The organism is Chloroflexus sp., assembly GCF_049970315.1.
Classification (GTDB): domain Bacteria; phylum Chloroflexota; class Chloroflexia; order Chloroflexales; family Chloroflexaceae; genus Chloroflexus.
The window spans coordinates 95,099-121,715 of the sequence record NZ_JBMFNE010000002.1; the positions used below are offsets into that span (position 1 = coordinate 95,099).

At 55.3% G+C, this 26,617-nt stretch carries 23 protein-coding genes; 15 read left to right on the forward strand and 8 right to left on the reverse strand.

The features are described from left to right. The first annotated feature begins 65 nt into the window (after nt 1-65). Nucleotides 66-479, forward strand: coding sequence for a DUF3054 domain-containing protein (locus ACP5OT_RS01680; protein WP_424674633.1), 414 nt, complete (start codon nt 66-68; stop codon nt 477-479). A 72-nt stretch (nt 480-551) separates the two neighbouring features. On the opposite strand, the gene ACP5OT_RS01685 is transcribed toward ACP5OT_RS01680, so the two are convergent. Next, complete coding sequence (locus ACP5OT_RS01685; protein ID WP_424674632.1) at nt 552-1,475, reverse strand: NAD-dependent epimerase/dehydratase family protein; 924 nt, start codon at nt 1,473-1,475, stop codon at nt 552-554. Between the two features lie 616 nt (nt 1,476-2,091). Next, nucleotides 2,092-3,690 (reverse strand): malate synthase A, encoded by a 1,599-nt coding sequence (gene aceB, locus ACP5OT_RS01690; protein ID WP_424674631.1) that lies wholly within the window; start codon nt 3,688-3,690, stop codon nt 2,092-2,094. Nucleotides 3,691-3,875: 185 nt separating this feature from the next. On the opposite strand from aceB, the gene minC reads away from it, so the two are divergent. The 6 genes from minC to ACP5OT_RS01720 all read left to right on the forward strand — a co-directional run bounded on the left by minC (nt 3,876) and on the right by ACP5OT_RS01720 (nt 10,189). Further along, complete coding sequence (gene minC, locus ACP5OT_RS01695) at nt 3,876-4,538, forward strand: septum site-determining protein MinC (protein WP_424674630.1); 663 nt, start codon at nt 3,876-3,878, stop codon at nt 4,536-4,538. 9 nt (nt 4,539-4,547) lie between these two features. Beyond that, a complete protein-coding gene (gene minD / locus ACP5OT_RS01700; RefSeq protein ID WP_015942465.1) occupies nt 4,548-5,348 on the forward strand; it encodes a septum site-determining protein MinD in 801 nt (266 codons plus the stop codon). Nucleotides 5,349-5,363: 15 nt separating this feature from the next. Beyond that, entirely contained in the window at nt 5,364-5,639 is a 276-nt protein-coding gene (gene minE, locus ACP5OT_RS01705) for a cell division topological specificity factor MinE (protein WP_424674629.1), read from the forward strand. Between the two features lie 101 nt (nt 5,640-5,740). Continuing rightward, entirely contained in the window at nt 5,741-6,901 is a 1,161-nt protein-coding gene (locus tag ACP5OT_RS01710; RefSeq protein ID WP_424674628.1) for an AI-2E family transporter, read from the forward strand. A gap of 9 nt (nt 6,902-6,910) precedes the next feature. Then, nucleotides 6,911-8,329 carry a GTPase Era gene (gene era / locus ACP5OT_RS01715; RefSeq protein ID WP_428112756.1) on the forward strand — a complete coding sequence of 473 codons (1,419 nt, stop codon included), beginning with the start codon at nt 6,911-6,913 and terminating at the stop codon, nt 8,327-8,329. Nucleotides 8,330-8,656: 327 nt separating this feature from the next. Then, a complete protein-coding gene (locus ACP5OT_RS01720) occupies nt 8,657-10,189 on the forward strand; it encodes a protein kinase domain-containing protein (RefSeq protein ID WP_424674626.1) in 1,533 nt (510 codons plus the stop codon). A 76-nt stretch (nt 10,190-10,265) separates the two neighbouring features. Here the strand turns inward: ACP5OT_RS01720 and acs are convergent, their stop codons facing one another. The 4 genes from acs to ACP5OT_RS01740 all read right to left on the reverse strand — a co-directional run bounded on the left by acs (nt 10,266) and on the right by ACP5OT_RS01740 (nt 16,462). Continuing rightward, nucleotides 10,266-12,200, reverse strand: coding sequence for an acetate--CoA ligase (gene acs / locus ACP5OT_RS01725; RefSeq protein ID WP_424674625.1), 1,935 nt, complete (start codon nt 12,198-12,200; stop codon nt 10,266-10,268). Nucleotides 12,201-12,403: 203 nt separating this feature from the next. After that, nucleotides 12,404-14,305, reverse strand: a complete 1,902-nt coding sequence (gene prpE / locus ACP5OT_RS01730; protein WP_428112757.1) for a propionate--CoA ligase — start codon at nt 14,303-14,305, stop codon at nt 12,404-12,406. A 130-nt stretch (nt 14,306-14,435) separates the two neighbouring features. Then, nucleotides 14,436-15,278, reverse strand: coding sequence for a universal stress protein (locus tag ACP5OT_RS01735; protein WP_424674623.1), 843 nt, complete (start codon nt 15,276-15,278; stop codon nt 14,436-14,438). An 8-nt stretch (nt 15,279-15,286) separates the two neighbouring features. After that, complete coding sequence (locus ACP5OT_RS01740; protein ID WP_428131149.1) at nt 15,287-16,462, reverse strand: hypothetical protein; 1,176 nt, start codon at nt 16,460-16,462, stop codon at nt 15,287-15,289. A gap of 99 nt (nt 16,463-16,561) precedes the next feature. Between ACP5OT_RS01740 and ACP5OT_RS01745 the strand changes: the two genes are divergently transcribed. Further along, nucleotides 16,562-17,041 carry an MOSC domain-containing protein gene (locus ACP5OT_RS01745; RefSeq protein ID WP_424674621.1) on the forward strand — a complete coding sequence of 160 codons (480 nt, stop codon included), beginning with the start codon at nt 16,562-16,564 and terminating at the stop codon, nt 17,039-17,041. Here the strand turns inward: ACP5OT_RS01745 and ACP5OT_RS01750 are convergent. Together ACP5OT_RS01750 and ACP5OT_RS01755 are read right to left on the reverse strand one after the other, a co-directional pair. Then, nucleotides 17,016-17,921, reverse strand: coding sequence for a universal stress protein (locus ACP5OT_RS01750; protein WP_424674620.1), 906 nt, complete (start codon nt 17,919-17,921; stop codon nt 17,016-17,018). The genes ACP5OT_RS01745 and ACP5OT_RS01750 overlap by 26 nt on opposite strands. Before the next feature lie 33 nt (nt 17,922-17,954). Continuing rightward, nucleotides 17,955-18,434 carry a hypothetical protein gene (locus ACP5OT_RS01755; protein ID WP_424674619.1) on the reverse strand — a complete coding sequence of 160 codons (480 nt, stop codon included), beginning with the start codon at nt 18,432-18,434 and terminating at the stop codon, nt 17,955-17,957. A gap of 201 nt (nt 18,435-18,635) precedes the next feature. On the opposite strand from ACP5OT_RS01755, the gene ACP5OT_RS01760 reads away from it, so the two are divergent. The 7 genes from ACP5OT_RS01760 to ACP5OT_RS01790 all read left to right on the forward strand — a co-directional run bounded on the left by ACP5OT_RS01760 (nt 18,636) and on the right by ACP5OT_RS01790 (nt 26,571). Beyond that, nucleotides 18,636-19,889: a glucose-1-phosphate adenylyltransferase gene (locus ACP5OT_RS01760; RefSeq protein WP_428131151.1), complete on the forward strand. Its 1,254-nt coding sequence runs from the start codon at nt 18,636-18,638 to the stop codon at nt 19,887-19,889. Between the two features lie 43 nt (nt 19,890-19,932). Continuing rightward, nucleotides 19,933-21,174 carry a glucose-1-phosphate adenylyltransferase family protein gene (locus ACP5OT_RS01765; protein ID WP_424674617.1) on the forward strand — a complete coding sequence of 414 codons (1,242 nt, stop codon included), beginning with the start codon at nt 19,933-19,935 and terminating at the stop codon, nt 21,172-21,174. A 45-nt stretch (nt 21,175-21,219) separates the two neighbouring features. Continuing rightward, a complete protein-coding gene (locus tag ACP5OT_RS01770; protein WP_424674616.1) occupies nt 21,220-22,407 on the forward strand; it encodes a class I SAM-dependent rRNA methyltransferase in 1,188 nt (395 codons plus the stop codon). Nucleotides 22,408-22,539: 132 nt separating this feature from the next. Beyond that, nucleotides 22,540-23,748, forward strand: a complete 1,209-nt coding sequence (locus ACP5OT_RS01775) for a glycosyltransferase family 4 protein (protein ID WP_424674615.1) — start codon at nt 22,540-22,542, stop codon at nt 23,746-23,748. A gap of 151 nt (nt 23,749-23,899) precedes the next feature. Continuing rightward, on the forward strand, nt 23,900-24,994 hold the full coding sequence (gene aroC / locus ACP5OT_RS01780) for a chorismate synthase (protein ID WP_424674614.1): 1,095 nt from the start codon (nt 23,900-23,902) through the stop codon (nt 24,992-24,994). After that, nucleotides 24,987-25,589, forward strand: a complete 603-nt coding sequence (locus ACP5OT_RS01785) for a hypothetical protein (RefSeq protein ID WP_428131153.1) — start codon at nt 24,987-24,989, stop codon at nt 25,587-25,589. The genes aroC and ACP5OT_RS01785 overlap by 8 nt, the downstream gene beginning before the upstream one ends. Nucleotides 25,590-25,602: 13 nt before the next feature. Beyond that, nucleotides 25,603-26,571, forward strand: coding sequence for a prephenate dehydrogenase (locus ACP5OT_RS01790; RefSeq protein WP_424674612.1), 969 nt, complete (start codon nt 25,603-25,605; stop codon nt 26,569-26,571). The last annotated feature ends 46 nt before the right edge of the window (nt 26,572-26,617 follow it).

Sequence of the window (26,617 nt, forward strand, 5' to 3'; positions counted from 1 at the left end):
GCTATGCTGTACGTGGGTAGATTGAGTGCAGAGAGCCATGTTGCTCAGAAGAGGTGGATAGTGATATGGAAGCGACCAATCGTCATGTTGTTACGACGGCGTGGTCGGAGCGTGCCACTCTGATCGGTGGCGATGCGATTGTCTTCATCGTGTTTGCGCTGCTTGGCCGCAGCTCGCATGGTCTGATTGATGAAAACCCGTTCCTTGCCGCGATACGGGTTGCCCTTCCCTTCTTCATCGGCTGGCTGGTCGTTGCGCCATGGCTCGGCTTGTTTCGTCGTCAGCCGCCGGTGCAGATGGTTGGGTTGACGCTGGTAGCGTGGCTGCTTGCCCTACCGGTTGGTCTCGGATTGCGCTGGTGGCAACTTGGCCGCTCAAGTCCGTTCAGCTTTGCGTTGGTTACCTTTCTGACAGTAGTGGCCCTCTTGTTGATCTGGCGTGGTAGTTACAGTTGGTGGCTAAGACGGCGTTCTGCTTGATATAAAGACGCAAAGGGTTGCTGCTTTGAGGCATCAGTCACCCTTTGCGTCGCAACCATCCCATCCTAACCACTACACACCGACGGCCAATTCGAGCGGTAAGCGCTCATCGATCCAGTACCGTAGACTCGGATAGCGAAGTTCGATACCGAGGTCGTGACGCATTCGCGCGTTACTCATTCGTACCGATGAAGTGAGCGCCCCGATCACCGAGCGATCAAGACCGGCCCGCAGTCCCACTTGTGGGTCAAACGTGCGTGGTGGTAGCATACCGAGCCGGCGACGTACTTCGCTCACGATCTCGATCAGGCGGAGCGGTTCATCATCGCAAACATTGTAGATGGCGCCGATCTGCCCCATCTCGACGGTACGGATCAACACCTCTAATGCATCATCAATGTGAATATGAGGCATAAAATTACGCCCGTTGCCGTAAATAGTCAGTTGGCCGCTGGCAATCGCTTCGAGTGGATCACGGTCAGGACCATAGACGGTGGCCATACGCAGGATTATTGCCGGGAAGCGATAGGCTCGCACCGCTTGCAAAATAATCTGCTCGGCGGTTGCAAGGATTGTGCCGAGCGGGTATGACGGCGCGATTGGGCTATCTTCATCAACCCACTTTTCGCCATGATCGCCGTAAGGGGCTGCGTTGGAAGCCCACACATAGGCACGCACCGTGCGGGCTCGCACCGACATAGCAATCAAGTGTTGATTCCCGTCAACGTAGAGGGAGCGAAGAAGAGTAGAGCCATCGATTGGCATACGGTTGGTGAGGTTATACACGACCTCAATCTCGTCGGTGATGCCGTCGATGGTTTCAGGGCGGGTAAGATCGCCGATCCAGACTGCCATGCCTAAAGAGGCGAGGCGTTCGACCACGGGGTCTTCAGCGCTATAGACAAGACCGCGCACGCGGTGGCCAGCAGTGAGGAGGCGCGCTGCCAGACGCGAGCCGATGTACCCCGCTGCGCCGGCAATCAGATAATTGGTCATAGGTCACCTCGTCGTGTAGGGGCGGGTGACTACGATGACACCGCCCAACTGATAGAGCAGGCTGCACATCGGCGAGTGCGGTGCTTGTCTGTGTAGGTGCAGCGAGTTACTGAATATTGTAACACTCAGTTGATAAGGTTGCCAGCGGAAAATTACCTGACAAAAGATTGACAGAAGGTGGATAGAGTAAGTGAGTTGGATTGGTAGATTGCTCGCTCCGCGCGAAATGACAAGGGGGCATCGTAGTGAGTTGGGTTGGTAGATTGCTCGCTCCGCTCGAAATGACAAGGGGGGGCACCTGACCAGGTCACGATGAGCGCAGCATACCATCCTCCCCGTGTCATGTCGAGCGCAGCATACCATCCTCCCCGTGTCATGTCGAGCGCAGCGAGACATCTTTGTAGTGCGTTGAAGCGGTAGATTGCTCGCTCCGCTCGAAATGACAGGGGGGCACCTGACCAGGTCACGATGAGCGCAGCATACCATCCTCCCTGTGTCATGCAGTACATTCTAGAGAGCACAGCGCAACAAGAGCAAGCGAGGGAGACGCTCGCGTGGTCAAATTACAATGTCCCTTACCGGCTCGGCGTATTCAGATGACCATCACCAAACCGTATTACGGAATACGGTCATACGCCGGCAACGTCAGAAACTCGACGAAGTTTGGGTCGGTAGTGATTTCATCGAACAGTTCGGCGGCCTCTTCGTAGCGACCATCTTCGTAGGCCGGGCCGAGAATCTCGCGTACCTTCGCCAGCTCTTCGGGAAGCATTTGCCGGAACAGTTCCACGGTCACTTTACGACCATCCTCCAACACTCCCTTCGGGCTGCGGATCCACTGCCAGATCTGAGCGCGCGATATTTCAGCAGTCGCCGCGTCTTCCATCAGGTTGAAGACCGGCACACAGCCATTACCGGCCAACCATGCGCCGAGGTATTGAATCCCGACATTGATGTTGAGCCGTAGTCCCTGCTCGGTAATCGGTTCACTCGGGCCAAAGGCCAGCAGATCGGCGGCTGTCACGTGGACATCATCGCGTTGGCGGTTAATCTGATTGGGAGTGGGCATCAGGCGATCAAAGACCTCCATCGCGACAGAGACGAGGCCAGGGTGAGCCACCCACGTACCGTCATGCCCATCGTTTGCCTCACGCTCCTTATCGGCACGCACCTTTGCTAACGCTGCTTCATTTGCTGCCGGGTCGTTCTTAATCGGGATTTGCGCGGCCATCCCCCCCATGGCATGCGCTCCGCGCCGATGACAGGTCTTAATCGCGAGCAGCGAGTACGAACGCATGAAGTGCGTTGTCATTGTGACCAACGCGCGGTCGGCGAGACAGAAATTGGGGTCATTGCGAAACTTCTTAATGCACGAGAAAATATAGTCCCAACGTCCACAGTTGAGGCCGGCTGAGTGTTCACGTAGCTCGTAGAGAATCTCGTCCATCTCAAACGCAGCCAGAATCGTTTCGATCAGCACGGTCGCTTTAATCGTCCCTCGTGGAATACCGCGCAATTCTTGGGCCAGCACAAAAATGTCGTTCCACAGCCGTGCTTCCAGATGACTCTCGAGCTTGGGTAGGTAGAAGTATGGTCCGCCCTGTACCTCAATAGCCGTCTGTGCATTGTGGAAGAAATAGAGGCCGAAATCGAAGATAGCACCGGCGATCGGCTCACCATCGACCAGCATATGCTTTTCCGGCAAATGCCAGCCGCGTGGGCGGACAAACAAGATCGCCGGATTGGGGTTGAGTGCGTAATACTTGCCTTCAGGACTGGTATAGGTAATCGTCCGGCGAAGAGCATCACGCAAATTGATCTGTCCTTCGATCTGGTTTTGCCATGTTGGCGTATTCGCATCCTCAAAGTCGGCCATAAAGACCTTCGCCCCTGAGTTGAGCGCATTGATGATCATCTTGCGGTCAACCGGACCGGTAATTTCAACGCGGCGGTCGTTGAGTTGAGGAGGGAAGGGTGCAATCGTCCAATCGCTTGCGCGGATATGGGCCGTTTCAGGAAGAAAATCAGGCCGTTCACCGGCGTCGATGGCTCGTTGCCGTTCAGTACGGCGGGCGAGTAATTCAAGCCGACGTGCATTAAAGCGACGATGTAGGGTAGCGAGGAACTCTAAGGCTTCAGGGGTGAGAATCTCGGCGTACTCTGGAGTGATGGGTGCGGTGATGGTTACACCGGCCGGAAGGTGGGGGGTGGCCATACAACCCTCCTTTCATAATACGGAAAACATTTCCGTGTACTATTATACCAGAAAAGGTTACTCCATGGTGCAGGTTTGCGTTATGAGCAGGTTTGACCGTGTCTCTGCTCAGTGACATTAGGAAATTGCCGCTATCCTGTGCTATAATTGGCTAGAATTATGCGTTCTATAAGATTAGGATGACCATGAGCGACTTGATTACCATCAAAGGCAGCCGCGATGGGCTACGGCTTCGTTTAGATGCCAACGCTGCATGGTCGGAACTGTTGCGTCGGCTCGACCATCACCTTAGTGAACGGCGCAGCTTCTTTCACGGTGCCAGTCTGGTGATCGATCTTGGTGAGCGTGAAGTCTCTGCGTTGCAGCTCGAAGAGATGCTGGCTTTGATCCGCCAGCATGGGGTGCAAGCAACCGCGATTGATTCGTCGGAACGAACAACACGGATGGCGGCGCGGGCGGCCGGTTTGGCGACACGCCCTCTACCGCGCTATACCGAACCGACTCCGGTGGTGGAATCTGAAGCCTTGATGGTCATGCGTACATTGCGTTCGGGTCAAGTCTTGCGTCATACCGGTCACCTCACCTTGATCGGCGATGTGAATCCCGGTGCCGAGATCATTGCCGGTGGCAGTGTTGTGGTCTGGGGGCGGCTACGTGGGTTAGTGCATGCCGGTGCGTTGGGTGATCCTACGGCAATTATCTGTGCCCTCGACCTTAGTCCAACCCAGTTGCGCATCGCCGATTTCATTGCGCGTCCGCCGGATCGTGATAAAATGAGCCGCCCTGAGTTCGCCCGGATCGCCGGCGGCGAGATTGTTGTTGATGGATGGGAAGCGTTCAAGCGTTAGCGGGGTTGTATGGGACGAGTCATTACCATCACTTCGGGTAAAGGGGGTGTTGGCAAAACGACGACCACTGCCAATTTGGGGACGGCACTCGCGATGCGGGGAGCACGCGTGGCTGTAGTAGATGCCGATATTGGCCTACGAAACCTTGACGTAGTGATGGGGCTCGAAAACCGCATCGTCTACGATCTAGTGGATGTGGTTGAGGGTCGGGCCCGGTTGCGACAGGCGTTGATTAAAGATAAACGGTTACCTGAATTGTGTCTGTTGCCAGCTGCCCAGACTCGTGATAAAGACGCGGTTAACGCGCAGCAGATGATCGATCTGACGAACCAACTACGTGCTGAATTTGACTTTGTCTTGATTGATAGTCCGGCGGGGATCGAAGCCGGTTTTCGTAATGCGATCGCCGGAGCCGATGAGGTCATTATTGTAACGACCCCGGAAGTGTCGGCGGTGCGCGATGCCGACCGTATTGTGGGTTTGGTGGAAGCGGCCGAAAAAGGGCCGGCCTCATTGATTATCAATCGGATCAAGCCGCGGCTAGTGAGCCGTGGTGAGATGTTGTCGGTTGAAGATGTGTTGGAGTTGTTGGCGATCTCGCTGCTCGGTATCGTGCCCGAAGATGAGACGATTGTGATCGCGACGAATCGTGGTGAGGCTGCTGTTTACGATGCCAATTCGCTTGCCGGTCGCGCGTATATTAACATTGCGCAACGACTATCCGGGGAAGATGTGCCGGTGATGGCGATCCCTGACCAACAGGGAGTCCTCGATCGTCTGCTCGGTTTGTTTGGACGGCGACGGATATAGACGAAAGGAGTGCTCGTGTCCTTTTTGAATGGCCTCTTTGGTCGAAAACGCGATTCGAGCGCCGAACTGGCTAAGCAGCGGTTGTTGACGGTGCTGATCGATGATCGCTATAAACTGACTCCAGAGATGATGGCGCAGATGAAAGCCGATCTGGCAGAGGTGCTGAAGCGCTATTTGCCGGCGATCGATGCCGAGCAGATCGAGGTGACGCTTAGCCGCGGTGAGGCCCACGATTTGCTTAAGGCCGATGTGCCGTTGCGCCGCACGTTAGAGGGCCCGTCACATCGGTAACTGCACTGTTCGTTATTCTCGGTATAATGAAGGGCAGCGAATCATCGAATGTGGTGATTCGTTTGCCCGTTTTCTGTTAATCGGGGGTTGAGGAAATCGCGATGGAAAATGACGCACGACCGATCCGCTTTTCTTATCAAGCAAAATGGATTACAAGCGCAATTGTTGTTGGGTTAATAATCGTTTTCTTGCACGAGATTACGCATATTTTGCCGCCGTTTATCGGAGCAATTATTACGGCGTATCTGTTTAATCCACTCATCGGTTGGTTGCACCGGCGTACCGGCATTAGTCGGGCGATCTGGATTGTGATCTTGTATATTGTGGCCGGTTCTGTGCTCTATGGACTGTTTATCGCTCTCTGGCCGCGCATCGGGCAACAGAGTCGCGATTTGGCGGCGAGTGCACCGATGATAATTCGTGAATTGACTATCTGGTTCGAGCAGAATGAATCGATTGTTCTTGGCGATGTAGTGATTAGCCTTGCTCCGCTCGAGGCACAGTTGATCGGGTTGATCCGTGATATTGCTGGTTGGTTGAGCGGGAATGTGCCCAAGATTGTCTTTTCAGCGCTCGAAAGTGTGATTTATCTGTTGGTCTATTTGATTATTACATTTTATCTGTTGTTACAAGCACCACAGTTGAAGGAATGGGCACGGAATCTAATCCCATCGCCCTACCGACGTGAAATTGGTGATCTCGGCTATCAAATAGATCGCGTGTTTAATGCCTATATTCGAGGGCAATTAATTCTCATCGTGATCATGTCGGTTCTGCTCTATATTCCGCTCTCGATTTTGCAGGTACCATACGCACTCGTGATCGCGATTGCCTCCGGTGTGCTCGAGATTTTACCGATTATCGGGCCGTGGTCGGCAGCCGGGATTGCGATGATGGTGGCGTTGTTTCAGCCGGTTACACCGTTTGGGTTGTCGAATGTCTCATTGGCGATTCTGCTCGGTGTTATTTATTTCGTGTTACGCCAGATCGAGGATCATTTCATTATTCCTAATGTTATGGGGCCATTGGTGCGTTTGCATCCGGGCGTAGTTATCTTTGCCATTCTGGCCGGCGGTGCTTTGGCCGGTGCATTTGGCCTCTTTATCTCGATCCCAATCGCGGCTGTCATTCGGATTATTCTCAGTTATCTCTATCGGAAGTTGACCGATCAGCCCGAACCCCCGTCGAGCGCCGATCATCCCAACCCGGCTCCTCAGGCTGAGCCGGTGGTCGGTGAGGCTGCGCTGAGTTCACAAGGATAAGGATAAGGTATGAAATATTGTTCGCTGGATCAAGATGTCGGTACGCTGTACTTCTATTTTGCCGATCTCGCAGAGGGCCAGGTGGTGGCAGCGATGGAGTATCCCGCCCACCTCCTCCTCGATGCCCAAGGAGCTATCTTTGGCTGTCGGATCGATCTGGACGATGATGTCATTCTGAGCCAGCTCGAATTGGTGCTCGATGGGCCGTACAACTGGCTCGATGGTGAGTATGGTCATCTCTATGTCCGCGTCGCCGATGAAGAGCCGGCGGAAGTAGTGGCGCTGCACGACGTTGCTGTGCTTGATCTCGATGCCGACGATGTGGTGCTCGGGATTGAGGTATTGCTGTCGGAACAGTGGCGTACTTCCGAACGACTGTCGCGTTTGGCTCCGCTGATGGTGTCTTTCGACGATGAGCCGGTTGCCGGTGAGGGGCCAATTGTGTTTACCCCTACGTCTCCTACCGAGGAAGAAGCTCAGGAAGAAGGCGTTGAAGGTATTGAAACCTTGGCGGATACGACTGTCCCCCTCGACCAATGGCGTTCCGGTTTTGTCGCTCTCGTCGGTAAGCCAAATGTGGGTAAAAGTACGCTGCTCAACGCCCTGCTCGGTCAGAAGGTAGCGATTGTCTCACCACGCCCGCAAACAACCCGTGTGCCGGTGCGTGGTATTCTATCGCGGCCCGGCGAACAGATTATCTTTATCGATACGCCCGGTATTCACGAGTCAAACCACCGGCTCGGTAAGCTGATGGTTGAGTTGGCCGAGCGAACCTTGCCCAACGCCGATGTGATCTGTTTTATGGTTGATATTAGTCAGCCACCGAGCCGACTCGACCGTATGATTGCCCAGGAAGTCCAGCGGGCGCACGGTCATAAGCTGCTCGTCCTGAACAAGGTTGACCAAAAGCCACGCCAACCTGGGGCGAATTACTTACCGGCGTACCGTGAGTTGGGTGAGTGGGAGATGGAGATTGCCATCTCGGCTCGTCGCCGGCTGGGATTGACGGCATTACTGAGCGAGATCGGTCGCCGGCTGCCATCAGGGCCACCTCTCTACCCACTCGATCAGATCACCGACCAAACCGAACAGCAACTCGCTGCTGAGTTTGTGCGCGAGAAGGCACTCTTCTATTTGCAACAAGAAGTTCCGCACGCAATCGCGGTTGAAGTTGAGGAGTGGATCGAGAAGGAAACGGCTACGTATATCCGCATGACGATTAATGTGGAAAAAGAGAGCCAAAAGGGCATCCTGATCGGGGCCGGTGGGAGTATGCTGAAGAAGATAGGTAGTGCAGCGCGTACCTCGATTGAGCGGATGTTGGGCCGTCCGGTCTATCTCGATCTGTGGGTGAAAGTGCGGCATAACTGGCGAGATGATCCATCGGCACTGGGGTGGCTCGGTTACCGGGCGAAGAATTTTCTGTAGTTGAGTGTAACGTGTACCGAGCGCCTTGCCGATAGTTCGGTTGATAGTGGCGCACTTCACATTGGTGCTGCGTTGTGTCAAAGGTGGAATGCGGCAGCCTTGTTGCCGCACCCCATTAAGAGGTACGGCACATCGCACAATGCGGTAGGATGTGATACGATAGTTGTGAGGCAGCGTATACCGGCTATTCGTTGATGATGTCTCCACCTGCCTGATGAAGCATAGGACGCGAGCTGCTGCATACTTCAATTGCAACTTTGCCACCGGCAATTGCGTATGATCCGTTAGATTAGCCCATTCTCATACACCGTAAAGCGTGCTAAAACAATGGCAAGCCACCGCCCGTCTCCTGCTCTAAACCAAAGTCCTGGGGCTGAGGTGACCAGCATCCTCTGTCCTATCTGTCTCAAGCCGAACCTGCGGCGGGCACGGTTTTGCCAGCACTGCGGTCACGATGTTGTGCTGAATAATGACCAGCCCAGTGATCATCGTCGCTATGTGATTACACGCATCATTAAGCGCGGCGGTCAGGGTGCTGTCTACGAGGGCATTGACCAGGACGGCAATATCTACGCGATTAAAGAGATGCTCGACCGCTTTACCGACCCAAAAGAACGGGCCGAAGCGGTTGAACGATTTAATGCCGAGGCGGAGTTGCTGCAACAGCTCCGCCATCCGCGTATTCCCCGCGTCTACAGCCACTTTACCGATGAAGGTCGCCACTATTTAACGATGGACTTTATTCGCGGCGAGGATCTCGAACAGATCGTCGAACGCGAGGGTCGGATTGATGAGCAGCGAGTACTGCGGTGGGCCGATGAGCTGTGTGATGTGCTTGGGTATCTGCACAGCAAGGGCTTGATCTATCGCGATATGAAACCCTCAAATGTGATGATTGAACCGAGCGGTGACATTAAGCTGATCGATTTCGGTATTGCTAAGCTTTTCAAACCTACCGAACGTGGTACACAGATCGGTACACCGGGCTATGCCCCGCCTGAGCAGTATCAGGGGCTGGCGACGCCACAATCTGACATCTACGCATTGGCCGCAACGTTACACCATCTGCTGACCGGGCGCGATCCGACCCAAGAAATGCCTTTTTCATTTCCACCGGTTCGTTCACTGGTACCGACTATTTCGGAACGGACAAGTGCGGCACTCGAAAAGGCGTTGCAGAAGGTGCCATCGGATCGCTATGCGACGATGGAGGAGTTTCGTACTGCGCTCATTCCACGTGTCCAGCTCCAGTCGCAACCGGTACAGGTACGTGTCGCACCGTCGGCCTCGGCCAAAGCGCCAGTACCGGCACGACCGGCTGCACCGGTTCTACCGCCGCAACCGGTGGCGCCCCCTGCCCAACCGGTCCAAGCGGCTGCACCGGTTCCACCGCCGCAACCGGTAGTATCCCCTGCCCAACCGGTTCAAGCGGCTACACGCACGCGACCATCGAGGCGGATGGCATTTGGGCAAGTTGTCGTTTCCCTGATCCTACTCGCGTTGATTGGGTTGACCCTCGTGAGTAGCTATGTGATCGCCGTGCGGCCAAGTTGGGCCGAACCGCTGATTGCACCGATATTGAGTACGACGGAACAATCCCGTTCACCAACCGGTGAGCTACGCGCAGTCGAGTATGACCTAGAGGTGACGGTACCGGCGGATGCTAATCAGCAAGCCTTGCGAGAAGCGTTTCTACAAGCCTATCGCGAACGGATACGGAGCGAGTTTGGGGAGACTGCCCTGATTAACCCTAACGTACCAATCAGCTATATCGTTCAACCAAAACCCATTGATCAACGGGATGGTCAAATTACTTACCGTGCCCGCCTGACGGGTAGAGTCTGGGTGCAAGAGCCGTAGGACGGTGAGGTAAGAGAACAATGTGGGGGCGAACCGCGATGGTTTGCCCCCTTCATTATGCCGGCACGGAATAGCGTTACTCTTCGAGCGTTGAAATATCGCCTTCGGGTAGGCCCAACGCACGGGCACGCAGTACACGGCGCATAATCTTACCGGAGCGTGTCTTGGGTAGCGACGTTACAAAGGTAATCGAGTCGGGGCGAGCAATCGGGCCAAGCTCGTGACCAACGTGTGCGCGCAGTTTTTCTTCCAGCTCGTGGCTCGGTTCGTAACCGGCACGCAGAATAACGAAGGCGTGGATCGCGTTGCCCTTCACCTCGTGCGGCAACCCAATCGCGGCGGCTTCGGCAACTGCGGGGTGGCTGACCAACGCACTCTCGACTTCGGCGGTGCCCAGCCGGTAGCCGGACACCTTGATCACATCATCGAGGCGGCCAATTACCCAGATATAGCCGTCCTTATCTTTCCGTGCGCTGTCACCGGCAGCGTAGTACGGCGGCACCTTCTGCCAGTAACCTTCGACGTAGCGCTGTGGATCGTACAAGATCGTGCGCATCATTCCCGGCCACGGTGTCTTGATCACCAGCAGACCATCTTCATCGGGTGCGCAGGGCGTACCATCTTCATGCACCACATCGACCTCGATGCCGAGGAAGGGGCGGGTCGCCGAACCGGGTTTTAGCGGTACAGCCGGGGTCGGTGTAATCATAAAGTGGCCGGTCTCAGTCTGCCACCACGTATCCATGATGGGGCAGCGATTATGGCCGATCTTTTCGTAGAACCACTTCCACGCTTCAGGGTTAATCGGCTCGCCAACCGAACCGAGCAAGCGCAGAGTGCTAAGATCGTGGCGCGAGGGCCACAAATCGCCGAAGCGCATCAAGCCGCGAATAGCAGTCGGGGCCGTGTAGAGGATGGTAATCCCGTGCTTGGCGACCATGCTCCACCAGCGATCGGGGTATGGATAGTTGGGAGCGCCTTCGTACATAAACGAGGTAGCACCGTTGATCAGGGGTGCATAGACAATAAACGAGTGGCCGGTAATCCAGCCTGGGTCGGCGGCGCACCAGTAGCGATCTTCGTCTTTGATGTCAAACACAAACTTGAGCGTCGTATAGGTACCGACCATATAGCCACCGTGGGTGTGTACTACACCTTTGGGTTTACCGGTTGTGCCCGATGTGTAGAGGATAAACAGCATATCCTCGGCGTCCATCTCTTCGGTGGGGCAATGGCCGTTGGCAATCGGCAAACCGAGGAGATCGTGCATCCAGAAGTCTCGCCCCTGCTCCATTGGGGCACCGTGGTTGGTGTGGCGGAAGACGAGACAGGTTTGGACGGTGGGAGTCCGGGCCAACGCCTCGTTCACGATCTTCTTCAGTTCGACGATCTTGCCGCGCATGTAGCCGCCATCGGCAGTGATCAGCACCTTGCTCTTGGCATCGGCTAAGCGGTCAGCAAGCGCCGCTTCCGAAAAGCCGCCGTAGACCACACTGTGAGCGGCGCCGATCTTAGCACAGGCCAGCATGCTAAACATCAGCTCAGGGATGCGGGGCATATAAATGGTAACAATATCGCCCTTCTTCACCCCCATGCTCTTCAGCACGTTGGCAATCCGCGACACCTCGTAATTGAGCTGGTAATAGGAATAGGTGCGCTGGCTCCCATCCTCACCTTCCCAGATCAAGGCCAGCTTGTTCTTGCGCCACGTCTTGAGGTGGCGGTCGATTGCATTGTAGACGATATTGGTTTTCCCACCAACAAACCACTTGTAGAATGGTTTGTTGCTATCATCGAGCACCTTATCCCACGGTTTGAACCACTCTAGCTCACCGGCCATATCGGCCCAAAACTCTTCGCGGTGGGTGATGGTCCACTCGTATAGTTCATCGTAGGAGTTGAAGCCCTTGCTGCGAGCATACGCCATCACGTTGGATTGCTCAACCAGCGCCGGATCAGGGTAGTACAGTTCACCGGTGTCAGGCAGCGCCACATCGCGAGTCTCAGTCATGAGTCGAACCTCCTTGTTGCGTGTTTGCGCGGCAGTTCAAGCGAATGGATACACGAATTATAGGCGTGGCCGCGCCTCCATGTCAAACCGTATCTGTGTGGATATTTTCACAATAGCGCAAGATTGTGAGCAGAGATTAAAGTTCCAGTAAAGTTTTTGTGAACGAGCGCACCTTACTATCCGAGGTAAGGTGCGCCGATGCCTTATGAGAGATCGCTGCGGAGCATTGCGATTGCTTCGCGCACCATATCGACGGTGGCATCGTCTTCGATGGTGCTGAGATCGCCAATATTGTCACCCTGATAGACAGCGCGGATTACGCGGCGCATGATCTTACCCGACCGCGTCTTGGGCAGCATGCTGACAAAGTGAACTGCTTTAGGCGTCGCGATGGGGCCGATCCGCTCGCGTACCAGTTGTCGAATTTCGTTAGCAATGTCGTCTTGCATTTGTGGCGTGATATGCTGTTTGAGCACGGCTACAACCAACACATCCTCGCCTTTAAGCTCGTCGCGTACACCGATCACACTCGCTTCGGCGACCGCCGGATGCGCCGAAACTACCTCTTCGATTTCGCGGGTACCGAGGCGGTGACCGCTCACATTGAGCACCTCGTCGGCGCGACCCAGCATAAACAGGTAGCCGTCTTCATCTTGAATGGCGTAGTCGCCAGTCATGTAGCGCAGTTTGTCTTTGAAATAGCCCCAGTATCCCTTCACAAACCGCTCGTCATCATTCCAGAGTGTGAGCAATGTACCAGGGGGCAATGGGCCGTGCTCGACGAGAAAGCCTTTCTCACCGGGTGGCACACGGTTACCATCAGCGTCAACCACCTCAAGACGATGACCAAATGCCGGTTTTGTCGGCGACCCCGGTTTGATCGGCAACAGCTCGACACCGACCGGGTTCGTCACCATCGGCCAACCGCTCTCGGTCTGCCAGTAGTGGTCGATGACCGGTACGCCGAGGGCTTGAGTTGCCCACTCGTAGGTCGGTGCGTCGAGTGGTTCACCGGCGGCGAAGAGGATCTTCAGCGAGCTAATGTCGGCATCACGCATCCATTGCTCAGGGAACTTACGCAACGCGCGGAGTGCCGTCGGTGCAGTGAAGACGTGGGTCACACCGTACTTCTCGATCACCCGCCACCAGACACCGGGATCGGGGTGATCGGGGCGACCCTCGTACACGACGGTGGGTACACCTTTCAACAGAGGGGCATAAACAATATACGAATGGCCGACGACCCAACCGATGTCACTGGTACTCCAGAATACGTCACCGTCACCACAGTTATAGATGGTGCTCATGCTGGCGTAGAGTGCCACCATGTAGCCGCCAGTGTCGCGTACTACCCCTTTAGGCTTGCCAGTGGTACCGGAGGTATAGAGGATATACGAGGGATCGGTACTGAGCATACGGGCCGGCTCAATGTATCGCTCACCGCGTTTAGCTAACTGCTCATACCAATCGAGATCGCGCCCCTTCTTCAGCTCAACCGGTACGATACCACGGTTGAGGACAAGCACATCGCGCACGCTATCGGTGTTAGCTTCTTCGAGCGCCTTATCCACGATCTCTTTCAACGGAACCGGCTGGCCCTTGCGCATCCCAGCATCAGCAGTGACGATCAACACCGGCTCGGCGTCATCGATCCGCGAGGCGAGTGAGGTAACCGAAAATCCGCCGAAGACTACCGAGTGGATAGCGCCAATGCGAACACACGCCAACATGGCAAAGATCGCTTCGGGTACCATCGGCATGTAGATGATCACGCGGTCGCCTTTTCGCACGCCGAGATTGTGGAACAGACCAGCAAGCCGATTCACTTCGCGGTACAGCTCGAAATAGGTCAGGGTGCGTGATTGGCCGGTCTCAGCGCTCTCCCAGATCAAAGCTGCTTGTCCGCGTCGTCCGCCAAGCGCGTGACGGTCAACTGCGTTGTAGCAGAGGTTCGTCTCACCACCGACAAACCAACGGGTGAACGGTGGGTTGCTGTTATCGAGTACCCTATCCCACGGTTTGAACCAGTGCAGTTCGGCAGCGAACTCAGCCCAGTAGCCTTCGGGGTCTTCAATCGATCGGCGATAGACGGCTTCGTAGCCCACAGTGCTCCTCCTCTGCCAGTTAACACACATGTGTACGCGGAAAACGAATGGTTACCTTAATTATATCATTGTGAAGTCACATACGAGTATCTGAACGCTACTCAACGGTTCGTTGGGTGTCAGCACCGCCTTATTGTGCTGCGCTCTTTCCGGTTACCAACACCGGCACCGGGCTGCGCTCAAGCAAATCGCGCGTCACATCTTGGAATGAAAGGCGCTGGATCACGCGGAGCCAGCGCTGATCGGCCGGTCTCCCTATCGGTGTCGGTTGATGACTTCCGATGACAAGGAGATCGTAGTGCTGACATTCGGCGAGTACCGTTTCTTCAACAAGGCCGTTGAGGATTTGGAGATGGGCGGTGATCCCTTGAGCTTGTAAGCCGGCAACCAGTTGATGCAGCGTCGTACCGGTCATCTGATCAAGGTTGAGCACATCCTCACCTGAGAGGGGTGAAGCAGCAAACCCTTCAAAATAGACTAAATCTTGCGAAGAGACATGCAACACTGTGACCGTCGCATGGTAGGCGCGGGCCAATTGACCGACGAGGGGAATGCTTTGTAACGCTTGTTCACCACCGGCGCTAGCGACGATGATCTGATGGATCGGTTTGACCTTCCCCTGAACACGCAAAAACGGTATCGGTAATGAGCTAAGTACGTTCAATTCACGACGCCGTTCGCGCCAGCCGAGAAGGGTTGTCGGTGAGGTAAAGGCTGGAATGAGCAGCAGATCGGGTTGCTCACGTTGAAGTGCTGTTTCAATAGCGGCGGCGAAGGTATTCCCGTGTGTCTGGAGGTGGACGGTCAGGTCAGCTATGAGCGGTAATTGGCCGAGTGCTTCATGCGCCAACTCGGCTTCGTCTTGAGGAGTAATCAGGGTCACGCGATGGGCTAATGCGGTGATCAACGGGATGGAGAGCAAGATCAGCTCGTTCCGTTGTGCATTCTGCCCGGCATACAAGGCAATATGCATTGTTGTCCTCACCATCGTACAAATAGCAGCACTAGCGGTATGGCAAATATCAGGCCTAAAAAGCCGATCAGACGCGGCGTAGAGCTAACAATAAACGCTTCAGTGCCGAGCACAATGCGGGCAAAGGGACGGTAGCATAGCAAGAGGATCACTAGGGAAAAGAAGGTGACACACATCATTTCGACGAAGACAATCGTAAACGCCGCGGCGCCGCCAATGATGAGCGCGGCGACGAGGGTGTCGATGAAGGTCGTGATGTTTGCTCCCATAATGTAGGGTAGTGCATTTTCACGCCGGATAAGGCCTCGTATCGTGAGGGGCACCAACATTGATAGGGAAACCGAGACGGAAAGGGTAAACGAGGTAATCAATGCGCCGAGTAAGAACATCGCCCATGGCCGGTAGAGTAACTGTCCTACCTTACCAAACACGCTTTGCCCACCAGGTACATCGGGGATGGCACGGTCGAGCAGACTAAACGCACTCAGGAGGATCAGGGCGCCGATGATTAACAGCAACCAATCGGGTGAGATATGAACGATGAATGCTACGACGGGATCGACGATAACGTCAATCACCGAATTGAGCGGGCTGTCAACAGTGGCTGTCATCACTCCGATCCATTGGGATTGGAGCAACCAGTAACCGAGCACCAATGCAGGTATGTAGATAGCTGCCGTTGTAAGCAGTGCCAACACCCCGATTGCAACACTCGCTGCGCGTTGGTGGCCGCGCAGATGGTAGAGAAAGCCAACAAACAAAACGATAAAGGATGCACCAAGCCGCGAGCCGGTGATCATCGTAAAGGTTTGCAACCCATCGATCGTGCCTGAGGCGAAGAAAGCCACCGCGATGGCAGCAACCGGCGATCCACTCAGAAAGATGTAAGCCAGCAGCCAACCAAAACCGAGCGCACTGCCCAGTGAGGTGATATTCAGTTGTTCAACGAGCAACTTGCCATAGCCGGCTGCACCGCGTTTGAGCAATTCTAATGCGAGCACAAACAGCAGGAGACCGATCAGTGCGTAAGCAAGACGCTGCACCACGGTTAACCAAGTGGGTTTGTGTACACCGATGGTAATCTCGCTCGTAGTGACGGGTTTTGCCGGTTTCACGCTCTGCTGCTCTTCGGCTAGCACCGTTGCCGGGAGGGAAGTGGTCTCGCGTGGGGGAGGTTGTTCCATTCGTATATCCTTATCCTGAACTGACCAACCACTTCAGTATTGTTGTAATAGTCTGATATGATAAGAGATGACAGAGTGGCTGCCAAGAGAGGTTCTTCTATGAATCAAGGATATGTCGTCCAAATCAATGTCAATCCCAACGGTGGTGTGCCAAAACATCCGGTAGCGGTTGCCGAAATCACCTACGACGGAGTGCGGGGTGATCGGCAGCGTGACCGCGAGCACCATGGCGGGCCGCGACGGGCTGTCTGTCTCTATTCTATCGAACGGATCATAGCGTTACAGGCGGAGGGTCACCCCATTGCACCTGGTACCATCGGCGAAAATCTGACGATTGGTGGCCTCGATTGGGATCGATTGGCGATTGGGGACCGCTTGTTCATCGGCGCATGGGTTGAATTGGAGATTACCGAATACACGACACCGTGCAATACGATTGCCGGCTCATTTCAACGGGGCTGGTTCAGTCGCGTCAGTCAACGCCTCTACCCTGGATGGAGCCGGCTGTATGCACGGGTAATCAACGAAGGCGAAGTGAAGGTTGGTGATGCGGTCATCCATCTTTGTGCCGGTGAGTAGCAGTCTCATGAGACGATGGATAGAGCGCCAGCACCGGTACCGGACTACCCCGAATCAGCTTGTCGGCAGTACTTCCCACCATCAACTGTCGCCAACCACCTTGTCCACGTGTTGCGAGAGCAATCGTGTCTACGTTTAGCTCACGACTGAGGTTGAGCAACGCGCGTGCCGGTTGGTCGGCTGTACCGACGGCAATGTCGGTAGGGGTACCTTGGGCTTCAAGTCGAGTTGCCACTGCCTGTAAGTAGGCTTCGATGTGCTGCGTGTCGATGTCTGGGTTCGGCGGTGAGCGGAGTCTATCAATGACGCGGGCTAAAATCAGCCGTGCATTATCGAGTGCGGCTAAGGCTTGCACCACCGGTAGAATCTTCTCGGCAAGTGGCGAACCATCAAGTGGGACGAGGATACGTTGGAGCGGTTGAGCGGCGCGTTGAGCCGATTCGCCCGGTCGCATAATCCAGAGTGGTGTATGGGTTAACCGCAACAGGGCCTCAGTAACGCTTCCCAGCCAGAAATATTCAAAACCACTCCAACCGTGTGTTGTCATGACGATCATGTTGGCCTGAATGGTTTGCGCATGCGCAGCCAACGTCTCAGCGACCGGACCCTCAAGGCGTGTGGTCACAACATCTAACCCATGCAAAAGGGGGGATTGAGCGGTTTGTGCCAGATAAAACCGTTCGTGCTCAGCCGCCAATGAATGCAGTTCGGCATCGATTACCGGTAACGTCTCGATCACAATCGGTGTCAACGCATTTGGATAATGGACGTGAACGAGATGGACAGTAGCGTCTGTGGCGCGAGCCAACCGAGCGGCCGCAGCAAGCGCTTGCTCGCCGACCGGAGAGCCATCGAGGGGAATGAGAATGGTACGGAACATGGCGCGCCTCCTTCTCTGTGTCGTAGTTGGCCGTTACCGAAAATCGATCCGGATCAATCGCCATTGATCGTTTTCTTTGTGTAATCGAGCGGTAAATGCTTGGCTGGAGCCATCGGTGTACATGATCGATCCACCGATCTCGGCGCTCTCCCCCTCAACAAGATTAACGGTAAAGTTAAAACTTGTGATCGATACATCCTGAACCTCACGGAACAATCGGCGGTTGGCAAACAATTGTTCAAGATCGCGGCGTGTTACCCTAGTTTGAGTGGAATCGGCGAAGATTGCTAATGCAGCAGCGGTATCGTTTCGTCGACCTGCATCTATGAAATCGATCACTACCTGTTTAATAGCCGCCAGATCGGTGCGCGAATAATTGAAGAGTTGCCAACCACTAAAGGCAAGTAGTCCGCAACACGAGACGAGAGCTATTCCTCCGGTGATTGCGATGATGAGGAGAACTCGTGAACAACCAAACGATGATGACTGTATCGGCATCGGATACTGGTCCATGGCTCGGTTCCGCTTTCTAGTATATTCACTATAGCAGAAGATTTGGTATTGTTGCGGTTGGAGATGGTGGCAGTTAAGCAGTCATCGCACAACCGAGCTGTATGTAATCGTAACAACGCTTGTGACCCTCCGCATTGCACGATCACTCACTTGCCTTTACAATCGAAACGCAGCCGGGTTTTGCAATGGTACGGGAGGCGTATGCGAATTATAGCAATGATTATGGCAGGCGGCGAAGGCACTCGTCTGAGTGTACTTTCGGAAAAGCGGGCAAAGCCATCGGTGCCGTTCGCCGGTAAGTTTCGCATTATCGATTTTACCCTCTCGAATTGCGTCAATTCCGGCATTTTCGATGTAGCAGTATTGACGCAATACCGACCCCATTCGCTCAACGAGCATATTGGGATCGGCAAACCGTGGGATCTCGACCGGAACCGTGGTGGTGTGCGGTTGTTGCAGCCGTATCAAGGTCGACGCGATGAGTCGTGGTATCGAGGTACCGCCGATGCGATCTACCAGAATCTGAACTACATTCAAGAACGACGCGCCGATCTGGTATTAGTTCTCTCCGGTGACCATATCTATAAAATGAACTACAACGACATTATCGACACCCACCTGCGCAAACGGGCCGACTTAACGGTGGCAGTAATGGAGGTCCCTCTGGAAGAGACGGATCGCTTTGGGATTATGACGACCGATGAGAACGACCGGATCATCGAGTTTATCGAGAAACCCAAGGCGCGCGATAAGGGAAATCTGGCCTCGATGGGTATTTATGTTTTCAATACCGATATCCTCATCCGGCGTTTGTCGGAGGGTGGGCCGGAGCGACCGCGGATCGATTTCGGTAAAGATGTCATTCCGGCGATGGTAGCCGAGGATCGCGTGTTTGCCCATCGCTTTAAAGGTTATTGGGTTGATGTTGGGACGATTCAGTCGTATTGGGAAACGAGTATGCAACTGCTCGATCCCTCGCTCGATTTCGATCTGTTCGATCCAAATTGGCTGATTCGCACTCGTAGCGAAGAACGACCACCGGCCAAGATCGGGCCACAAGCGCGGGTTCATCAGTCGATTATCTGTAACGGTTGTACGATCCGTGGTACGGTAATACACTCGGTGTTGTCGCCGGGCGTGTATGTGTCACCGGGTGCGATTGTCCGCGATAGCGTGGTGATGAACGATACGTGGATCGGTCCTGGGGCGGTGCTCGACCGCGTGATCGTCGATAAAAAAGTTGTGGTCGGTGCCGGTGTGCGACTCGGTTTCGGCGATGATTTGACGGTGCCCAACCGCAAACAGCCCGATAAAATCAATTGTGGTGTGACCGTGGTCGGTAAAGCGGCGCATATTCCTGCCGGTGTTACCATCGGGCGCAATGTGGTGATCAACCCTGATCGTGATACTGAAGATTTTCCTGCCGGTGATGTGCCGTCAGGAGAGACGATCTGATCGACCGGTCAAGTGATTCGCCGAACACAGCGTTGGAGTAGTTATGTTACGTACTCTTGTGATGATCCTGGCCGGTGGTGACTCACCGGCGTTGAGCGTGCTTACCGCTGAGCGTACCGAAGCGGCGGTACCGTTTGGCGGCAAGTATCGGATTATCGATTTTGCCCTCTCGAATTGTGTCAATTCAGGGTTATACAATGTTGCAGTCCTGACCCAGTATCGACCTCGTTCACTTCACGCCCATCTCGGTGTTGGCCGCCCATGGGACTTAGACCGTGCCCAAGGTGGGTTGCGTATCCTGCATCCCTCACCAACACCCGATGGTGGTGGCTGGCAACGCGGTACGGCCGATGCAGTGCGCTACAATCTCGATCTGGTCGAGGATCAGCCGGTTGATGCCGTGCTGTTGTTGGCCGGTGACCATATCTACAAAATGGATTACCGTCCCTTGCTTGAGCTACACGAAGAACGCAATGCCGATCTGACAATGGCGGTACGGAGTGTCAGCCCACACGATGCGTATCGCTATGGGATCGTATCGGTCGGTAGTGGCGGGCGGGTTGACCGTTTCGTTGAAAAGCCGCGTCGCGCCGACTCGAATCTCGCTTCCATGGGCATCTACGTCTTTCGTAAACAGTATTTGATCGATCTGCTACGCTCGACCGATGCCGTCGATTTTGGTCGTCATATTCTGCCACAGATTGTCACAACCGCTCGTGCCTATGCCTATAATTTTCAAGGGTATTGGGCTGATGTCGGTACGGTGCAGGCCTACTATGAGGCTAATCTGGCCTTACTGGCCGAAACACCGGCGCTCGACCTGTACGATCCAGAATGGGTGATCCATACGGTTAGTTCCGACCGGCCGGGAGCCGAGATTGGTGTACAAGCACGGGTCGAAAATAGCTTGTTGAGCGATGGTTGCCGTGTCTATGGCACCGTGATCGGGTCGGTGCTGTCGCCCGGCGTGGTGGTCGCACCGGGGGCAATTGTGCGCGACTCAATTGTGCTTGGTGATGCAATCGTTGAGGCAGGGGCAGTGCTTGATCGTTGTATCATCGATGAAGGAGTGCGGATCGGGGAAGGGACACGGGTTGGTGATGGCGATGAAAATACGCCCAATACCGAAGCACCAGAACGTTTGAATACCGGTTTGACGCTGGTTGGTCTGAAAGCATGCATTCCTGCCGGTGTGCGAATTGGGCGGAATGTTGCGATCCGACCACGGACGCAACCTTCGGCGTTTCCTACCGATGGGTATGTGCCGAGTGGGGCGACGGTGTAAAGCACGCCTGGCTATCGAGGCCGCGATTATGATGTGAATGACGCTATGCCACCAATTGCCGATATAACTATCGATCCGTCACTTCGGACTCGGCTGCAACAGGGGCATCCGTGGGTCTACCGTAACCATCTGATCGGCGCCGAACGGTTGCATTCCGGACAGTGGGTGCGTGCTCGTTGTGGTGGTCTTACCGTCTACGGTCTGTACGATGCGCATAGTCCGATTGCTCTCCGTATCTACAGCCGCAACGGTCCACCCGATCAAGCTTGGATTCGCGAGCGGGTGTGGGAGGCGTGGGAGTTGCGGGCATCGTTGCGTGATAATGGTCAGACGACGGCTTACCGCTGGATTTATGGTGAGGGCGATAATCTACCCGGGATCGTCGTCGATCGCTACGGTGATTATGCCGTGATCCAAACCTACGCCGAAAGTGTGCAAACCATTGTGCCAACGGTGACTGCCGCATTGCGTGCGGTTGATCCTCAGATACGTGGTGTCGTACAGCGTCCGCGGCTCGATGATGATGACGCGGACGCTGCCAAGCCGGTCTTGTTGTGGGGTGAATGGCCGCCGCGTAATTTGGTCGTGCAGGAGAATGGCCTGTTTTTTTACGTAGATATGCTCTATGGGCAAAAGACCGGCCTCTTTCTCGATCAGCGTGATAATCGGCGTACCCTTGAGGGGTTCGTTGCTGGGGCGAGTGTGCTTAACTGCTTTGCCTACACCGGCGGTTTTTCGCTGTATGCGTTGCGTGGCGATGCTGCGGAAGTAGTGAGCTGTGACGTGGGGCGTGGTTTAGCCGAAGCCACTGCCGCCAATATTGCGCTCAACCGCTTACCGGCGGAACGCCATCACTTCGAGACAGAGGATTGTTTTACCTTGCTCGATAGTTATGCCAAAGTGGGGCGTACATTCAATGTCGTCATCCTCGATCCACCGAGCTTTGCCCGCTCGCGTACCAATCTTCACGCTGCACAGCGCGCATACATTCGGCTCAACATGCTGGGGCTGCGCTGTGTTGAACCCGGTGGCTTACTGATCAGTTCTAGTTGTACCGCTCAGATTGGCCCAGAACAGTTTCGTCATCTCCTCGGTGAAGCTGCGGCGCAAGCGCATCGCCGCCTACAGATTATCCATGAAGCCGGTCAACCGCTCGATCACCCGGTACCGGCCGGCTTTCCCGAAGGACGTTACCTGAAATGTATTATTGCTCGTGTGCAACCGTTCGTGTAACGTGAACCGTTTAACCGGTTGTTTGTCGTGGGAGCAGATGGCGGTGGTGAACGTCGATTGATAAGCTCCTATGACGTATTTGTTATGCCTCTGTAAAGCAATTATTGTGTTGGCTATGCTATAATCTGGGCCATGCATGTACTACAGATTGCGTGGGAATACCCCCCTCACATCGTTGGCGGTTTAGGCCGCCATGTGGCAGATTTAGTGCCGGCATTGATCGAACACGATGTAACGGTAACCGTCATCACTCCACAATTACGTGGCGGTGAGTCGTTCGAACGTCAGCAACAGATCACTATCTGCCGGGTTGCCATTCCGCCGCTCGATACCGATGACTTCCCCGGCTTTGTCCATCACGCCGGGCGGCATCTTGAACACGCAGCCCATGCCCTGTTTCCCGGTGGCCGACCCGATCTGATCCACGTCCACGATTGGTTGACCGCCGAGGTTGGGATTACGCTCAAGCACCATTGGCGCGTCCCGCTGATTGCTACCATCCATGCGACCGAACGTGGACGTGGGCGTGGTGATTTGAATGGGCATCGAGCACAGCACATTAACGATCTCGAATGGCGCTTGACCTACGAAGCATGGCGGGTGATTGTTTGTTCGCACTTTATGGCGCGCCAGATCCGTGAATACTTCACGACGCCACCAGACAAGATCGATGTTATTTCAAATGGAGTTCATATTCCACCACAACCGTTTGAAACGCCGGCGGAATGGGTCGCCTTTCGGCGCCGTTTTGCTGCCGATAACGAAGCATTGGTGATTTTTGTCGGACGGCTCGTTTACGAAAAGGGTGTGCATGTCTTACTTGAGGCATGGTCACGGGTTATTGCAGAAATACCGGCTCGCTTAGTGATCGCCGGGACCGGTGGTGCTTTCGATGAACTCAAGTGGCAGGCCGCAGCGTTGGGGGTGCCGGTTGAGTTTCTCGGCTATATCAGTGACGAAGATCGGAACCGGTTGTATGCCGTGGGTGATGTGGCCGTCTTCCCCTCGCTCTACGAGCCGTTTGGGATTGTGGCGCTGGAAGCCTTTGCAGCCGGTTGTCCGGTGATTGTCTCTGATGCCGGTGGGTTGGCCGAGGTTGTACAGCACGAACTGAACGGGTTAGTTGTCCCGGCCGGTAATGCGATGGCGCTCGCCAATGCGTTACTGACCACGTTACACGCCCCCGCCGAGTCGCGGATGCGTGCGGCACGTGGGGCTGCACTGGCCCGCGCTTACTACACATGGAACCGAATTGCCGGAGAGGTAAAGGCGGTGTACGATCGGGTATGGACGGAGTGGAAGGCTGGTGCATGGGGAAAAGAGATTATGCGTCGCGCATGACGCGAAGAATACCGGCACAGTGCGATTACCTGGCACCGCCAGCGTAACAACGTTAGCGCTTACGTGTGGGTACAATCAAGAGAGACTTTTACATGAACAAAGGGGTACCGGCGAAGATGGTCGCAGATCATGGTTAATTGAGGGAGCGGATATGCCCGGAAATAGCTTTGGTCACGTCTTTCGGTTGACAACGTGGGGTGAATCGCATGGTCCGGCCGTAGGGTGTACCGTAGATGGTTGCCCGGCCGGGTTGCCGCTCGATGTGGCTGATATTCAACGCGAACTCGACCGGCGGCGGGTTGGTCAAAGCCGGGTTAGTTCGCAACGGCGCGAAGCTGATGAGGTACAGATACTCTCCGGTGTGTTTGAGGGTCGCACCACCGGTACGCCGATAACGATGGTTGTTTACAATACCGATGCTAAATCTCACCACTACGAAACTATCAAAGATGCCTACCGGCCCGGCCACGCCGATTACACGTGGGACGTAAAATACGGCTTTCGCGATTGGCGTGGTGGTGGGCGTTCGTCGGCCCGCGAGACGATTGGGCGGGTAGCCGGCGGTGCCATTGCGCGTAAGCTGTTGGCGACGGTGGGGGTAACGATTGTGGGGTATACCCTCCAATTGGCCGATTTGCGCGCCGAGGTCTTTGACGAAGCAGAGATCGAACGCAACATCATGCGGTGCCCTGATGCGCGGGTGGCAGCGTTGATGGTTGAACGTGTCGATCAGGCGCGCCGCGAACTCGACTCGCTGGGTGGGATCGTTGAAGTGCGGGCGCGAGGGGTGCCTCCCGGTCTCGGTGAGCCGGTGTTTGATAAGCTACAAGCTGATATTGGTAAGGCCATGTTCTCGATTCCGGCGATCAAAGGGGTTGAGATTGGTGAAGGGTTTGGGGTGGCAATGCTGCGTGGCTCGCAGAACAACGATCCGTTCATCCAGCGCGATGATGGTTCAATCGGTATGGCCTCTAACCATCACGGTGGTATTCTCGGCGGCATTTCAACCGGCGAGGAGATCGTGGTGCGATTGGCAGCCAAACCCCCGGCCAGCATTGCCCGCCCGCAACAAACGGTTGACCGCGACGGTAACCCGGTGACGATTGAGGTGCATGGTCGTCATGACCCAACCGTCTTGCCGCGTCTCGTACCGGTGGCCGAAGCCATGCTGGCATTGGTACTGGCCGATCATCTGTTGCGACAGCGGCTTGCTCGGGTGTCGTGGTCGGAGCGTGATGATGGGTGAGCGGGAGCGACCCAAGCTACCGGTGCGGCATTTACCGGCCCTGGCGAGTGTCGCCGGAATAAGCTGGGCGCTGGTAATTGGGATGGTGATCGGTGTTGATCTGGCACGAGGGCCAAATCTGCTCTCACCACTGCACCTGGTCTTTCACGGAATGGCTCTGCTGACCGGGATAATCACCTTTTGGCCGTTAGAACGTTGGCTCGGTTTACCCGGTCTGACCGTCGAGGGTGGGTTGGGGGTGTGGTTGTTGCTTACCACGATCGCGATTGTCCCGGCGCCGACCGGTACATTACTTGATCCCCCAGACATGCCGGTGTATGCCCTGATCCTGTTTGCCGTGTTTCTTTGTGTGGCTGTCCTGATCAGGCCAGTGATTGCAGTTTTGAGTCGGCGGTGGCTAGCGCTGAAAGCCTGGGCGCTCGACAATCGGCGCGTGCGACGTGAAGCGTATGAAGTTGGCCTCTTTGCAGCGGCTACCTTAGCGTTAGCCGCGCTGCGCATTCTCGATCCGATCAAACTCATCGCGCTGGCTATTATCCTAGTGTTGGTCGAAATCATCTTGTTGTCATTCATTGGCGTCGAATCGACGGGATAATGTAGAGGAGCGTATGATCCGAATCGCAATTATTGGGCTTGGTCTGATCGGGGCCTCACTGGGGATGGCGTTGCGGAACGCCGATCCCAAAGAGTCGCCGCTCGGCCCGATTGAGGTAGTGGGGTTTGATCGCGAGCCACGGGTGACGCGCGAGGCACGCGGGCGGTTGGCTATCGATCGGGAAGCGCGTACATTGGCCGAAGCAGTGCGCGAGGCGCAGATCGTGATCGTGGCGACACCGGTGCGTGCGATGCAAGAGGTATTCCAGGAGCTTGCCACACTGTTGCCTGCTGGGGCAGTGGTGACAGATGTTGCCAGTACCAAGGCCCAAGTTTGTCGTTGGGCTAACGAACTATTGCCGCGTACCGTGAGTTTTGTTGGCGGGCACCCGATGGCCGGGCGGGAAAAATCGGGTCCGGCAGCCGCCGATCCTGACCTGTTCCGTGAGGCGATTTACTGCCTTACTGCAACGCACGATACCGTATCGCAAGCGGTCGAAGCGGTCGAAGTACTCGTGCGCACGGTTGGGGCTAAGCCCTACTATATCGACCCCGAAGAGCACGATGTGTACGTTGCCGGCATTTCCCATCTCCCCCTCCTCCTCTCGGTGGGGTTGGTCACCGCCACCGGTAGTAGCCCGGCGTGGAAGGAGATGGCGCCGTTGGCGGCCACCGGGTTTCGCGATGTCTCACGCCTTGCCTCCGGTGACCCACAGATGCAACGCGACATTTTGCTCACCAATCCGCATGGCTTGACGCGCTGGATTGATGAACTGATCCGGTTTCTGGTCACAGTCCGTGAGCAGATCAATGCTGGTGATGTGGCTGCCATTGAACAGATACTACAACAGGCCAAAGCTACCCGCGATGCCTGGCTCGAGAGCAAGCCGCACTTGCGTCCTGGTGAAGCCGATTTCACGGCAATGCCCACTGTTGAGCGACCTAGCCTGCTCGGTTTTCGCTTGCCCAAGCGCGAGCAGTGAGATTTGACAACTAGGCTGTCATTTCGTATAATAACGAGGCGTTGAG